The 434-nt window shown below is 51.6% G+C and carries 1 protein-coding gene; it reads left to right on the plus strand.

The genetic code is table 11. The annotated features are described in order from the left end of the window. Positions 1–319, plus strand: a 319-nt coding sequence (locus tag D7X12_RS42010; RefSeq protein ID WP_147444037.1) for a nuclear transport factor 2 family protein, incomplete at its 5' end; no start/stop codon positions are given. Positions 320–434: the final 115 nt, after the last annotated feature.

A 434-nucleotide genomic window follows, 5' to 3' on the forward strand; every position in this document is an offset into this window, starting at 1 on the left:
CCAGCCGGCAACGCGCAGCGACATAACTGCGGTGAGTGAGTTATTGCATGAGGACTTTGAAGAGATTGGACGTTCCGGCCAATACTATGACAAACGCCAAACCTTGGCGGCGCTGAAAATGGAAACTAGCCAGACGGTAATTTTTGCCGAAGGATTCAAGCTGGCCACCATTGCCGAAGGCACGGTATTGCTGACATACCGAAGTTTCCATCGTGGTGCTGAGGGGGACGTTAGTCGGTGTACGTGGTTGTTATCGTCAAAAGAAGGTGGCCGACATTGGCAGATGCGTTTTCATCAAGGGACACCGACGGATGATTGAAACTGCCAACAAGCCACATGAGATGACCAATGATAAACCACAGGCAAAAGTCGGCCAGGATTGAAGGTGAGGTGAGTTATCGCCAGGATGGCCAGCCCGGTGCGTAGTCCTTAAT

Origin of the sequence: Corallococcus sicarius (assembly GCF_003611735.1) — a bacterium.
Lineage (GTDB): Bacteria > Myxococcota > Myxococcia > Myxococcales > Myxococcaceae > Corallococcus > Corallococcus sicarius.